Source organism: Flavobacterium sp. Root935, from assembly GCF_001429295.1.
Taxonomy (GTDB): Bacteria; Bacteroidota; Bacteroidia; order Flavobacteriales; family Flavobacteriaceae; genus Flavobacterium.
The window spans coordinates 737,708-751,164 of sequence record NZ_LMJL01000007.1 but is presented as its reverse complement, the minus strand read 5'-3'; the positions used below and the strand labels follow the sequence as shown (position 1 = coordinate 751,164).

Here is a 13,457-nt window from a genome sequence, read left to right as displayed (position 1 = left end):
TTATTTAATAGTATTAACAGAAATGAAATGGCATAAATTGAATTTATTTAATGAAATTTGCATTACTTAAAATAAAAAATATGAGCGTTTTCAGTCGGCTTTTAGTTTGCTTTCTTTTAATTTCAACTAATATATTTTCTCAGAAAGAGCAAAAATCTTCATTTGAAGTTGTGCCTTTAGGTGTGAAAGGCGGTATCGATGAAAAAAATCTTTCGGCTTATTTAGTAGCACCATCCAACACAAAAGATTTTATTTGTTTAGATGCAGGAACTATAAACGCAGGAATTGAAAAAGCGATTGAAAAGAAATCATTCAAAGTTTCAACTAATGAAGTCTTACGAAAATACATTAAAGGTTATCTAATTTCGCACGCGCATTTAGATCACGTTTCGGGATTAATTATTAACTCTCCTGCTGATTCTTCTAAAACAGTTTACGCAACTAATAAATGTATGGAAATGATGGAAAATCATTATTTCAATGATCAGATTTGGGCCAATTTTGGTGATGCAGGTCTTGGATTTCCTTTAAAAAAATACCATTTTCAAACTTTAAATTTGAATGAAGAGACTGCTCTAACCAATACAAAAATGACGGTTAAAGCATTTTCTTTAAGTCATGTTAATCCTTTTGAAAGCACTGCTTTTTTAGTTAAAAATGAAAATAATTATGTGCTTTATTTAGGAGATACCGGACCAGATGAAGTTGAAAAAAGCAATAATCTCCGTGATTTATGGACAGCAGTTGCACCTTTGGTTAAAGCCAAACAATTAAAAGGAATTTTTATTGAAGTTTCTTTTCCGAACGAACAGCCTGATAAATTTTTATTTGGTCATTTAACCCCAAATTATTTAATGAAAGAACTTCACATTTTGGAAGAATTAGCTGGAAAAGATTCCTTAAAAAATTTCAAAATCATTATTACACATTTAAAACCGCCTGCTAAAAATATTACCAAGATTAAACAGCAGTTAAAGGATCAAAATGATTTGGGATTGAAGATAATCTATCCCGAACAAGGAAAAAGAGTTGAGTTGTAAAAGCGATAAATTTGTAAGTTATTTTTTATATTTTAGCCGAATATTCAAATTCATAATGAAGATTATTTGGTCTAAAAAATCAGAGTATAACTTTGATAATATTTACAATTACCTTGAACAATTTTGGTCGCCAGTCATAGCTCAAAAATTCATTAAAGATGTCTTAAAAATCATAACTTTATTAGAAAACAATCCTATGCTTGGAAAATATAATTCAAAATTAAAATGTCGAAGTATGACTATTTCAAAAAACGTTACGTTGTACTATCAAATTAATGAAGATCATATCGAATTGATTTCTTTTTATAATAATCGACAAAAACCCATAAACTTTATATAAGATTTTTACTCTTAAGCTTAGCTAACATTTGTTCATGAGTTATAAAATCTCCGTTTTTTATATCTCGCTTTCCTTGCTCAATTTCACTTTTTAATTCTAACATAAAATTCTCTTCTGGAGAAAGTATTTTAGCAATAGATAATACTTCATCAGCAGTAAAAGTCCGGCTTTTTAATTTTCTGTAAAATGTCGGACTAGGGATACCAACTTTTTCTATAATATAATTTTTTTTATACGGAGATTTATCCATTAAATCTTCAATATTATCTATTATATTCTTATATGCGATTACTTCTTGTATCATAATTGATCCTTTTTTATCTCATTTTTAATACAAAAATACAAAAAAACCACATAAATATATGATTTCTGTGGTTTTTCATTATTATTTCTTCGCCGTAAACCTTGGATCAGTTTCCATTACTGTTCCACATTTATCGCATGTTCTTAATTCTTCTGAATTGTAGAAATGCTCAAAATGAGGAAGGAAATCCTTCTCGATATTGTGCAATTCAAAATATACTTCGTAAAGTTTGTGGTTGCATTTATCGCAATGCCACAGCAACCCATCTGTATACCCTTTTCCAGCACGTTTACGTTCAATAACTAATCCTATAGAGCCTTCTGAGCGCACTGGAGAATGCGGCACTTTAGCAGGATGCAAATACATATCACCGGCATTTAATTCCATTTCTTTGCGTTCACCATCTTCTTGAATAACGACTTTTATATTGCCTTCTAACTGATAAAAAAGTTCTTCTGTTTCATTATAATGATAATCTTTTCGAGCATTTGGCCCCGCAACAATCATTACAATATAATCTCCAGAATCAACATATAAATTTTTATTTCCAACAGGCGGTTTTAATAAATGACGGTTTTCGTCAATCCATTGTGTCAGGTTAAAAGGTTTTGCTATAGCCATTTTTTAAATACTAAATTATGAAAAGCTAAGTTAGTGAAAAGTTTTCAGTCGTTAGTTAGTATTCAGTCACAGTCTCGGTTTTCAGTTAAAACTGTGACTGAAAACTGCGACTACGACTGAAAATTATTGAACCTCTTTTATCAAATAAATATATACTGGAAAATGATCACTAAAACCTGCTTCTGCCAATGTATTTCGAAGCGGATAACCTTTATATTGTCCTGAAGTCTGAATAAGATACGGTGCTTTAAAAATTCCCGCTTTCCAAAAATTAAATGTTGAAAAATCATTTTTGAGAAAAGATTCCGTCATGATAATCTGGTCGAATATGTTCCAGGAATCTCGAAAAGCAATTGTTCCCATTCCTTTATTTGCCATTTCTTCAAACGGATTAAAAACGCCAAATTCTGGAACATCAGCTTTTTTTCCTTTTGCTCCTAAACCAGTTTTTACACTATTATTCAATGGTCCATCATTAAGATCTCCCATTGTCAAAACTTTTGCTCTCGGATTAATACGCTGTAAGGAATCGATAATTTTTCGGTTTAATTTTCCTGCTGCTTCCCGAAATAAACTAGTAGCTTTTTCACCGCCAGAGCGTGACGGCCAGTGGTTCACTATAATATGTATTTCTTCATCTTCTAAAAAACCTGAAACCAAAAGCTGGTCTCTAGTAAAAACACGATTATTGTTTTCTTTTTTTACTTCTACTTCATCATCCAAATCTTCCGAGAGTTCTTCTTTCTTTGCGATATTCTTTTTATAAATAATTAAAGGAATGTTTGAAAAAGAAACTGGCCGAAAATATTTTTTCTGATAAAGTAAGGCAACGTCAATACCTCGCTTATCTGGCGAATCGAAATGAACAATTCCCAAATCGAACTGCTGTAGTTTTGGCTCCTTAATTAAATCTTCTAAAACACCACGATTTTCGATTTCAGAGCCTCCAATTATAATCGGAGCATTTGAATTTTCTGGTGTACCAATTTCCGATAAAACTCTCGCCAGATTTTTTAATTTTTGCTGATACTTTTCTGTTGTCCAATGCTGTGCTCCATTTGGTGTCCATTCATCATCATTTGTAAATGCATCGTCTATTGTGTCGTAAAAATTCTCAAAATTGTAAAATGCTATAGTGTGTATTTTATATTTTTTGGATTGCGGATAAACCTGAAAGGAATTAAGGATAATTACCAAAAAACTAATCTTAATAAAATGCATAAATTTTACTTTTAAAAAGTTCAATATTAAGCATTTTATTTAATTGTAAGAAAATTCAAATAATTTTAACCTCTAAATTTTTTATATTTGTCTTTCATACAAAAAATGAAAAAGCAAATTAATATGAAAATGAAAAACCTTTTCTTTAATAAAAAACACTTTGTTCTTTATAAAATCGCATTTCTTACTTTTGCTTTTCAATCATTCACTTGTCAATCTCAACAAAACATGATAACACCACCTTATTTACAAAAAGGAGATACTGTAGCTCTTTTGGCAACAGCCAGAAAAAATATTGATGACAATTTAAAACCCACTATAGATTTACTCCACAGCTGGGGCTTAGAAGCCGTAGTTGGAAGCACAATCGGATTAGACTATCATCAATTAGCAGGGACTGACGAACAGAGAGCAGCCGATTTTCAAAAACAATTAGATAATCCGAATATTAAAGCTATTTGGTGTGTTCGCGGTGGCTACGGAACTGTTAGGATGTTAGATTTATTAGATTTTACCAAATTCAAACAACATCCAAAATGGGTTATTGGTTTTAGTGACGTTACTGTTTTGCACAATCATTTAAATACAATGGGCTATAAATCTATTCATGGTATTATGCCCGTAACTGTTCCTAGAGCAACTCCAGACGCAGTGAGTTCGTTAAAAGCAAGCTTGTTTGGCGAACCAATTTCATATTCTATCAGTCCAACTCCAATGAATCGTTTAGGAAGCGCTACCGGAGAATTGGTTGGCGGTAATCTTTCTATTTTATATAGTTTATTAGGTTCTCCGTCTGCCATTGACTGCAGGGATAAAATTTTATTTATCGAAGATCTAGATGAATATCTTTATCATATCGATCGTATGATGATGAATTTGAAACGAAATGGATGTATCGAAAATCTAAAAGGAATAATCATTGGAGGTATGACAAGTATGAAAGACAATGAAGTTCCGTGGGGGAAAAATGCATTAGAGATTATTGACGACGTCACAAAGAAATATAATATTCCCGTAATTTTCAATTTCCCAGCCGGTCACATTAGAGACAACAGAGCTTTAATTATGGGAAATACCGTTTCTATGGAAGTTACTGCTTCTGGAAGTACTGTTACTTTTAAAAAATAATATCACCGAATCCTAGTAAGGAAACTCAAGAATACCACATAAAAAATCTCGCAAAGACGCGAAGCCGCCAAGTTAAATACTCTTAGCGACTTCGCGTCTTTGCATGCAAATAACCTGAAACTTGAAACAAAAAAGAACATGGCAGAACATAATGATTTAGGAAAATTAGGAGAAGATCTCGCAGCTGCACATCTCGAGGAAAATGGTTATAAAATTATAGAGCGAAATTATGTTTTTCAAAAAGCCGAAATAGATATAATTGCTCAAAAAAAATCCATTTTAGCAATTATCGAAGTAAAGACGCGCTCAAGTTTAGATTTTGGATCGCCGCAGGATTTTGTCAAGCCAAAAAAGATTCAATTACTCATTAAAGCAGTAAATGCCTACATAAACGATAGGGAAAGGGATTTTGGTGAAGATATTGAAATCCGTTTTGACATCGTTGCCATCCATAAATACGGCGAATCATTTGCAATTGAACATCTTACCGACGCATTTTATCATTTTTAACATAATTTTTTATTGTTATAATTGTAACAATTTGTTTTTTTATTTATNAAAAAAAAAAAGAATTATGAAAACTGTTTCTTCTATTGTAGAAAACTACATTAAAACAAAACCATTTTTATTAAATGCCCTATCACTCGGAATTATTAACCTAACTTCACTTTCGCGAAATATTATGACCGAATTAGAAAGTGAGTTTGGAAAAGAAGTAAAACAAGGCGCTGTTGTAATGTCTTTAAAACGACTTACGGAAGAACTAGATTTTAAACTAAACCACAAAATCAATAAAGTAATTAAAAACATAGGTGAAATTACGGTTCGTTCTGAACTTACAGATTACACTTTTGCAGCTTCTGAAACTGTTCTAAACAAACAAGCCGATTTAATTTCTGATATTAATGCTTTATCAGATATCTTCTATACCTCATCTCGTGGTGTAAACGAAACCAATATCGTTGTCAGCAGCAGTGTAAATCACTTAGTTGAAAAACACTTTATGAGAGAAAAATTAATTCAAAAATTAGATAATTTAGCTTCAATTACTGTAAAATTACCAAAAGAAAATATTGTAGTTCCTGGTATTTATTACTTCATTTTCCAGCGTTTAGCTTGGGAAGGCATTATTATTAATGAGGTAATTTCTACTTCAAATGAATTTACAATTTTAGTTGGAGAAGATCAGGTTGATGTTGCTTTTAAAGTAATTAAAGATTTGAAAAACTAATCCAATTTATAATATTTAAGAATCATTTTTGATTCTCTTACTCATAATCCTTTTGTCTTTTTATTTAAAGATAAAAGGATTTTTTTTGAAATGAAATTATCATTTTCGACTAAATTTCATTTTTCGCAAATAAGAATATTCTCAAAAGTCAAATTCTAAATTAAATTTTATTTTACAAAAGCGTTAATCTGACACTTACTTGCGTGAAAGCGACTTGCCAGTACTTTTTGCCTCTTTTATTTAAAAAACTACTTGAAAATAAGAATTAAGTTTTTTTATATATAATTTGTTGCGAATAATATTTTTATATATTTGCCATGAAGTCAGATCTCCGACCTCTTATTTTGATAGTTTAATACCATTAGAATTAAATAAAAGCGAATTAAATTGTTAGAAGCTGCCAACCATAGTGAAAAATTATTGGTAAGTGAACTCAAAAACGGAAACGAAAAAGCTTTTCGCCAACTTTTTGATTTATTCCACCAAGATATTTATGGATACAGCATCAGTCTTCTAAAATCAAAAGAGGCAGCGGAGGAAAATGTGCAGGATGTTTTTTTGAAGGTTTGGCTCAACCGTGAGAATTTAGATATTGAACAATCTTTTAAATCTTACATTTTTACAATCGCAAGAAATCAGGCTTTTAATGTTTTGAATAAAGCTGCGAATGAAATTTTATTGAAAGAAGCCGTTTTCTACGAAAGTCAGAAAACACATGAATACGGTGACTATGCAGTTCGCGAAGCCGATTGCAAAAAACTCCGAAAACAAGCCATAAAGCAGCTTCCACCCAAACGACGGCAGATTTTTAAAATGTCTCGGAAAAAAGGAATGAGCTATGAAGAAATAAGTCAGGAACTCGGAATCTCGATAAACACGGTCCGGAACCAAATGAGTAAAGCGCTCGAATCGATGCGCGGTTTTTTTCAACTTCACGATGAAATTATCTAACCAAAACCACAATAATGCCATTAAATCACTCTTCGGAGTGATTTTTTTTGATTAAAACTTTGATCTTTTTTTTAGCCACAGATTAAAGGATTTCCACTGATTAAAATCCCTTTTTAATATTTTAAATCTGTCGCTAAAAAATTCAATTGCCTCCAGTTTTAGCTGGAGGTTTATAATGAAACCGCACGAAAGGCTTTAGCCAAACTATTTATTTTGTCTAAAGCCTAGTATCATGAAGCATTTTATGACCTCCAGTTAAAACTGGAGGCAATTGAATAAACTTTAGCATTTGTAAGCTTGGCTATAAATTTTATTCTTTGTGGAAATTCTTCTAGATGACAAACTGGTTAATCATTAATTATTTAAAAAAAAAAATTTTTTCAAAAGACTAAAAATCAACTACATAAAAAATCAAAAACTGTTTCAAATGTTAAAATTTAAAAATTTACAACGTTTGAGTAGTACTCGCCTTCTCTTCAACTGTATTATATAAACACAGAACCTAAAAACATTCTTAATGAATTCAAATTCTGAAATAAAAACGCTTTTACAAAAGTTTATTCTCAATCAATGTACTGCCGAAGAAACAGAACAAGTAATTGCCTATTGCCGTAGTAACAAACTTACAGAAGATTTCCCGACAGTTGAAGATGTACAAAAGCTCTTAAACGAAATGCCAAAAATGAAGGCTGAAAAAGCAGACTCTATCTTCAACAATATTTTAACTGCAGGAAAAGAAGAAGAAAACGTCATTGAACTTCATTCTAAAAAATCAAATCGTAGAATATATATTTCTATTGCTGCATCTCTTTTGGTATTGCTTGGAATTGGTTTTGCCTACAAACAAGTTTTTTCTAATAAAGTTGCTGAAGTTCCTTTCGATTTTAAAAACACAGATATCGTTTTGCAAATGGAAGACGGAAGTGTTCAGATTATTTCAGAAAATGGAAAAGTGCAGGTTCATGATAAAAATGGAAATATTGTTGGAAATCAAGACGGAGACAAACTGGTTTATGAAAAAGAAACAGATTCTGAGAAGTTAACCTACAATACTCTTAAAATTCCATTTGGTAAAAAATTCCGTTTAGAATTATCAGACGGAACTTTGGTACATTTAAATTCTGGAACAACTTTGAGATATCCGGTAAAATTTATTGCCGGTCAAAATCGTCAGGTATATCTTGACGGTGAGGCATTTTTTGATGTAGCAAAAGATAAAAAACATCCTTTTATTGTAAATGCCGACGAACTAAACGTGCGCGTTTTAGGAACTCACTTTAACGTCTCTAATTACCCTGAAGATGCTCTTACCGATGTTGTCCTAGTAGAAGGTTCCGTTGGAATGTATCGTTCTAATGAAGATTTTGATGCGAGTAAAAACACTATTCTAAAACCAGGATTCAAAGGAAGTTTCAACAAACAAAACGCTTCAATTTTCACAAAACCCGTTATAACAGAAATTTATACTTCTTGGATAGAGGGCGGATTGACTTTTAGAAACATGACTTTCAAAAACATTATTACAAAACTGGAAAGACGCTATAACGTAACAATCATTAATAAAAATGAAAAACTGGCGAACGAGAAATTTAATGCAAGTTTTAAAGAAGAATCTATAGAAAATGTAATGAGTTATTTTAATGAAATTCATGGCATTAATTACACCATAAAAAACAATCAAATACTAATTAAATAACCACTAACCCAATGAAAATTTATGAGGAAAAAAGAATACTAGAATAAAAAAATCGGAAAGAGCTGCGAACAATTTCCGATTTACTAAGTGATTGAATATAACGAATTAACTACAATCAATTAACAAAATTATGAAAAAAAAATCTAAGAATAATGGGTTTCTATACTCATTGTTCCAAAATGACCTAAAATTGAAACTAACTACACTACTTATTTTGGTCGCCATGTTTAATATTAGAGGGAATACTTATGCCCAAAAGACAAAAGTTACCCTTGAATTAAACAATTCAACAATCGAAAAGGTTATTGAGACCATTGAACAAAAAACAGATTTTAGATTTATTTACAAATTGAGCGACATCGACTTAGATCGAACCGTTTCAATTTCTGTAAAAGATCAATCTATATATGTGGTTTTAGACAAACTTTTTAAAGGAACTCCAACCGAATTTAAAATTCGTGATACGCAAATCATACTTAAGAAGCCCGAACTTAAAACACAGGTAATTGAATTTCAAAAGCAAACCGTTTCAGGTATAATTACCGATGAAAATGGTATGCCTTTACCTGGCGCTTCTGTTATTGAAGAGGGAACAAAAAACGGAATGGTAACTGATTTTGACGGAAAATACAAGCTTACGGTTGAAAGTAGCCAATCGGTAATTGTTGTGTCTTTTGTTGGATATAAAGAGAAAAAAGTAGTTGCCAGCCAAAGCGTTATCAATATTCAGCTTCTTCCAGATGCAACCGATTTGCAAGAAATTGTAGTTGTTGGTTATGGTACAACATCCAAAAGAGATGTAACTGGTGCTGTTTCGTCTATTGGTGCTAAAGATATGAATCAAGGTGCGATTGTAAATCCGTTACAATTAATTGCGGGAAAAGCTGCAGGTGTTAATATTACACAGTTAGGAAGCGAGCCAGGTTCTGGTCCAAGTGTTCGTATTCGTGGAATTTCTTCTTTAATTGGCGGAAGTGATCCTTTGGTAGTTGTTGATGGAATTCAGGGAAATATGGATTTGCTGAGCCAAGTTCCCCCTAGCGAAATTGAAAGTTATGATATTCTAAAAGATGCTTCTGCAACTGCCATTTATGGTTCTCGCGGTGCGCCGGGTGTCCTTATAATTACCACTAAAAAGAATAAAGCAGGTAAAACTACTATGGAATATACTGGTTCTACATCTTTAGATTTTATTCCAAAAAAATTAGACATGTTAAATGCTGACGAGTGGTGGGCCACTGCACAAAGTGTTGGCGTACCTGCATCTGCAAATCATGGTTCTAATACAGATTGGTATGGCCTTTTGACACAAACTGGTTTAACACAAACTCATACACTTTCTTTTGGTGGAGGAACTGATAAATTTAATTATAGAGCTTCTTTAACTGCGATTTTGCAAGATGGAGTTGTAATTAATTCAAGTAATCAAAAATACATTGGGCGTATTCAAGCAACTCAACTGGCACTTGATGATAAATTAAGTTTAACTTTTAATTTAAACACGGGAATTAATAATACAACCAGCATTATTCAAAGTATTGGAACTGCAGCGTATACTTCAAACTTAATTACTAACGCATATTTAGTAAGACCAACAGATCCAGTTTTCAATACTGATGGAACTTATTTTACAGATCCTAATGTATTTCAATATTTAAATCCTTATGCAACGGCTCAATCTGTTTCAAATGATGCAGAAAATGACAACTTATTTGCAAGTTTAAAAGCTGATTTAGATTTGGCTAGAGGTCTAAAGGCTAGCTGGTTTGGAAGCTGGAGAAAAACAAATACAACCGAAGGTTATTATCTTCCTGTAGTTTCAACAAGTGCTTATGCCATTGATCAAAATGGTTATGGAAATGTTAGAAACCGCAGACAAAATGAGAAACTTACGAACTTTAGTTTGAATTACAAGAGAACATTTGGCGTACACAGTATAAACGTATTAGGTTTATACGAATGGCAAAATCAGATGTATCAGGGAAGTTTTGCACAAGTAAGAGGTTTTATTAATGATAAAGCCACTTATAATGCACTTCAGTTAGGAGATTTGACAAAAATTCGTCCTGGCGATATTGAAACCTATAAAAACGACAGAACTTTAGCTTCATTTTTAGCGAGAGTAAACTATTCTTTATTAGATCGATATTTAGTTACAGCCAGTATCCGTCGTGATGGTTCTTCAGTGTTTGGTGTTAATAATAAATGGGGAAATTTCCCTTCTGCATCTGTTGCATGGCAAATTGAAAAAGAACCATTTATGCGTAACCAACGTTTGTTTGACGAATTAAAACTTCGAGTAGGATATGGAGAAACGGGTAACCAGCAAGGACTTTATCCGCAAAACTCAATTTCATTAGTAGGCAGCAGCGGAACGACTTATTTTGGAGGTTCGCCAATTACAAACTACATAATCACCCAAAATGCAAATGCCGATTTGAAGTGGGAAACCAAAAAACAAACCAATTTAGGTCTTGATTTCGCACTCTTAAATAACAGATTAAGAGGAACTGTCGATGTTTATGATTCTAAAACAGAAAATTTATTATTTGATTATACAGTACCTCAACCTCCTTATCCTTATCCTACTATTAAGGCAAACGTGGGAAGCATTTCAAACAAAGGTATTGAGGTTTCTCTTGCTTACGACGTTATTAAAACACAAAACAGCACATTGACTTTGGCAGGAAACGCTTCATTTATGAAAAATGAAGTCCTAAATTTAGATGGAAGCATTAATGGCGTTCCTTTAAACACTGATTATGTGGGTTGGGGAGCCGCAAACTCTTATTTGGTAAAAGGAAAACCAATTGGAGCATTTTATATTCTAGAACATACCGGCAAAAACGAAAACAATGTTGAAACTGTTTTGGATCGCGACGGAAATGGTATAATTGATCAAGGTGTAAAAAGTCCAGATCGTTACTACGCTGGTTCTGCTTTACCAACTTATACTTTTGCATTTAATCCATCTTACAGATATAAAAACTTTGACGCTTCTCTTTTATTAAGAGGTTCTGGAGGAAATAAAATCTACAACGGATTGCGTTCTAACTTAAGCAGATTAGAAAACATTGGTAAATCGAATGTCTTGGCAAGTGCCGTAGATCAAGGAATTTATACTTCTCCTTACGGTTCAGATTTATGGCTAGAAGATGGTTCTTTCATTCGTTTAGAAAATCTTACAGCGGGATATACTTTCCGTTTCACAGATAAATATATTGATACTATTAGACTTTCACTTACAGGAAACAACTTATTCCTGATCACGGATTATTCAGGTATTGATCCAGAATTGAACGTAAGCGGAAGTGGCAGACCTGAAGATAACTTTGGAGGCGATAGAGGAATTTATCCTCGTACCAGAAGCGTGGCGTTTGGTTTGACTGTAAAATTTAAATAGTAAAAGACATGAAAATTAAAAATATATTGATAACAGGAAGCTTGTGTTTCCTGACTCTTTTTAGTTGTACAGATATAGACGAAAATGTGTACGATAAATATCCCGCAGAAGATTTTTACGGAACTCCAGAAGGTGCTGATATAGCGCTTGCAAGCGTTTACGCCCAAGTTCCTGGTGATTTCGTAAGAGATAATGCCTCTGGTGTTGGTTATGCAGGTGCAGATAATGGCTGGTATGATATGAACTGTATGTCATCAGACGAGCAGGTTATTCCGCACAGAAATACAGGTGACTGGCAGCAGGATTTCGCCCGTCTGCACAAACACGAATGGCTGCCAACAGATTTCATTATCAACAACACTTGGAACTGGCTTTATAAATCTATTTTCAATGCCAATTTAGCGGTTAGTTTATTAGAAAAATCAAATGCCGAAGCTTCTAAAATTGCTGAAGCTAAAACATTGAGAGCTTTCTTTTACTATTTATTAATTGATGACTATGGCGATGTTCCTTTCTTTACTGATAATAATATTACTGTTGATAAAATTCCGCAGTCAAGCCGTAAAGAAGTTTATGATTTTATCGTAAAAGAATTAACCGAAAATGTAGAACTGCTTTCTGGAACAAGAGGTGGCAATTATTATGGAAGATTCAATAAATGGGCGGGTTATACTTTACTGGCAAAAGTATATCTGAACGCTCAAGTATACACAGGAACTCCAAAATGGAGCGAATGTTTAGCCGCTTGTAACAAAGTTGCTGAAGGCGGATTTTCACTTCACTCAGGAGCGGCAGATGCTGCAAATCCTTTAGGAAGTAAATATTATGAATTATTTGGAGATGTACTTCCTGAAGATGAAACCATTTTACCAATTTACGCAACCTTAGATGTTGTATCTCGTAACGTTTATGCGGTTCGCAGTTTATATGGTCCGCACGCACAAGCTCTATTTGGTTTCAGCGGATGGAACGGTACAATTGTTCCTAAAGAATTTTTCTTAAAATACGATGTAAATGATATTCGCAGAAAACAGTTTTTATTTGGAGAACAGCCAGGCGGTTTCAATTATACACTTGATGTTGCTTCATTAGACAATCCAGGAGCAGATCCGCAAGCTGGAGTTAGAAACGTGAAATTTTATCCTGTAGCGCCAAGAACGGGCGGAGGAGCTTCTAACGACTTCCCTATTTTCAGATATGCAGATGTTATTTTAATGATGGCTGAATGTAATGCACGCTTAGGAAATCCAAGCGCTGCAAAACCTTTCATAGACCAAATAAGGCAGCGTGCCGGGTTAAATGCTTTAGATCACGACCCAACTCTTGATGATATTTATAATGAAAGAGGATTCGAACTAAACTGGGAAGGACACAGAAGACAAGACATGATTCGTTTTGACAAATTTTTATTGGCAAATGAATTTAGACCTGCATCTCCTGCTTTCAGAAAATTGTTCCCAATTCCAACCTCAGCTCTAGATGCCAATCGTGGATTAAAACAAAACCCAGGTTATTAAAAACA

12 protein-coding genes are annotated in these 13,457 nt (G+C 33.0%); 9 read left to right on the top strand and 3 right to left on the bottom strand.

Annotation, left to right across the window (positions count from 1 at the left end; all coding sequences use genetic code 11):
- The first annotated feature begins 80 nt into the window (after positions 1-80).
- Positions 81-1,040 (top strand): MBL fold metallo-hydrolase, encoded by a 960-nt coding sequence (locus ASE40_RS04765; protein ID WP_057115677.1) that lies wholly within the window; start codon positions 81-83, stop codon positions 1,038-1,040.
- A gap of 55 nt (positions 1,041-1,095) precedes the next feature.
- Complete coding sequence (locus ASE40_RS04760; protein ID WP_057115674.1) at positions 1,096-1,380, top strand: type II toxin-antitoxin system RelE/ParE family toxin; 285 nt, start codon at positions 1,096-1,098, stop codon at positions 1,378-1,380.
- Here ASE40_RS04760 and ASE40_RS04755 read toward each other — a convergent pair.
- From ASE40_RS04755 to ASE40_RS04745, 3 genes are all read right to left on the bottom strand, one after another.
- Positions 1,373-1,684 carry a hypothetical protein gene (locus ASE40_RS04755; protein ID WP_057115672.1) on the bottom strand — a complete coding sequence of 104 codons (312 nt, stop codon included), beginning with the start codon at positions 1,682-1,684 and terminating at the stop codon, positions 1,373-1,375. The genes ASE40_RS04760 and ASE40_RS04755 overlap by 8 nt on opposite strands.
- An 81-nt stretch (positions 1,685-1,765) precedes the next feature.
- Entirely contained in the window at positions 1,766-2,305 is a 540-nt protein-coding gene (locus ASE40_RS04750) for a 3-hydroxyanthranilate 3,4-dioxygenase (protein WP_057115670.1), read from the bottom strand.
- A gap of 123 nt (positions 2,306-2,428) precedes the next feature.
- Entirely contained in the window at positions 2,429-3,526 is a 1,098-nt protein-coding gene (locus tag ASE40_RS04745) for a hypothetical protein (RefSeq protein WP_057115992.1), read from the bottom strand.
- 228 nt (positions 3,527-3,754) lie between these two features.
- Between ASE40_RS04745 and ASE40_RS04740 the strand changes: the two genes are divergently transcribed.
- The 7 genes from ASE40_RS04740 (at position 3,755) to ASE40_RS04710 (ending at position 13,452) form a co-directional block, all read left to right on the top strand.
- Positions 3,755-4,654 carry an LD-carboxypeptidase gene (locus ASE40_RS04740; RefSeq protein WP_082586756.1) on the top strand — a complete coding sequence of 300 codons (900 nt, stop codon included), beginning with the start codon at positions 3,755-3,757 and terminating at the stop codon, positions 4,652-4,654.
- Positions 4,655-4,792: 138 nt separating this feature from the next.
- Positions 4,793-5,164 carry a YraN family protein gene (locus ASE40_RS04735; RefSeq protein WP_057115668.1) on the top strand — a complete coding sequence of 124 codons (372 nt, stop codon included), beginning with the start codon at positions 4,793-4,795 and terminating at the stop codon, positions 5,162-5,164.
- 64 nt (positions 5,165-5,228) lie between these two features.
- Entirely contained in the window at positions 5,229-5,885 is a 657-nt protein-coding gene (locus tag ASE40_RS22275) for a hypothetical protein (RefSeq protein WP_008466087.1), read from the top strand.
- 387 nt (positions 5,886-6,272) lie between these two features.
- The gene (locus ASE40_RS04725; protein ID WP_057115666.1) at positions 6,273-6,836 is read left to right on the top strand and encodes an RNA polymerase sigma factor; all 564 of its coding nucleotides are present in this window, start codon (positions 6,273-6,275) and stop codon (positions 6,834-6,836) included.
- 517 nt (positions 6,837-7,353) lie between these two features.
- Entirely contained in the window at positions 7,354-8,532 is a 1,179-nt protein-coding gene (locus tag ASE40_RS04720) for a FecR family protein (RefSeq protein WP_057115664.1), read from the top strand.
- Between the two features lie 190 nt (positions 8,533-8,722).
- Positions 8,723-11,935, top strand: a complete 3,213-nt coding sequence (locus ASE40_RS04715) for a TonB-dependent receptor (protein WP_241774320.1) — start codon at positions 8,723-8,725, stop codon at positions 11,933-11,935.
- Between the two features lie 8 nt (positions 11,936-11,943).
- Positions 11,944-13,452, top strand: coding sequence for a RagB/SusD family nutrient uptake outer membrane protein (locus ASE40_RS04710; RefSeq protein ID WP_057115659.1), 1,509 nt, complete (start codon positions 11,944-11,946; stop codon positions 13,450-13,452).
- Positions 13,453-13,457 lie beyond the last annotated feature (5 nt).

What these genes read in the sequence shown, in the direction of transcription:
- ASE40_RS04765 (WP_057115677.1), top strand. Translation starts at nt 81, where the DNA reads ATGAGCGTTTTCAGTCGGCTTTTAGTTTGCTTTCTTTTAATTTCAACT.
- ASE40_RS04760 (WP_057115674.1), top strand. Translation starts at nt 1,096, where the DNA reads ATGAAGATTATTTGGTCTAAAAAATCAGAGTATAACTTTGATAATATT.
- ASE40_RS04755 (WP_057115672.1), bottom strand. Translation starts at nt 1,684, where the DNA reads ATGATACAAGAAGTAATCGCATATAAGAATATAATAGATAATATTGAA.
- ASE40_RS04750 (WP_057115670.1), bottom strand. Translation starts at nt 2,305, where the DNA reads ATGGCTATAGCAAAACCTTTTAACCTGACACAATGGATTGACGAAAAC.
- ASE40_RS04745 (WP_057115992.1), bottom strand. Translation starts at nt 3,526, where the DNA reads ATGCATTTTATTAAGATTAGTTTTTTGGTAATTATCCTTAATTCCTTT.
- ASE40_RS04740 (WP_082586756.1), top strand. Translation starts at nt 3,755, where the DNA reads ATGATAACACCACCTTATTTACAAAAAGGAGATACTGTAGCTCTTTTG.
- ASE40_RS04735 (WP_057115668.1), top strand. Translation starts at nt 4,793, where the DNA reads ATGGCAGAACATAATGATTTAGGAAAATTAGGAGAAGATCTCGCAGCT.
- ASE40_RS22275 (WP_008466087.1), top strand. Translation starts at nt 5,229, where the DNA reads ATGAAAACTGTTTCTTCTATTGTAGAAAACTACATTAAAACAAAACCA.
- ASE40_RS04720 (WP_057115664.1), top strand. Translation starts at nt 7,354, where the DNA reads ATGAATTCAAATTCTGAAATAAAAACGCTTTTACAAAAGTTTATTCTC.
- ASE40_RS04710 (WP_057115659.1), top strand. Translation starts at nt 11,944, where the DNA reads ATGAAAATTAAAAATATATTGATAACAGGAAGCTTGTGTTTCCTGACT.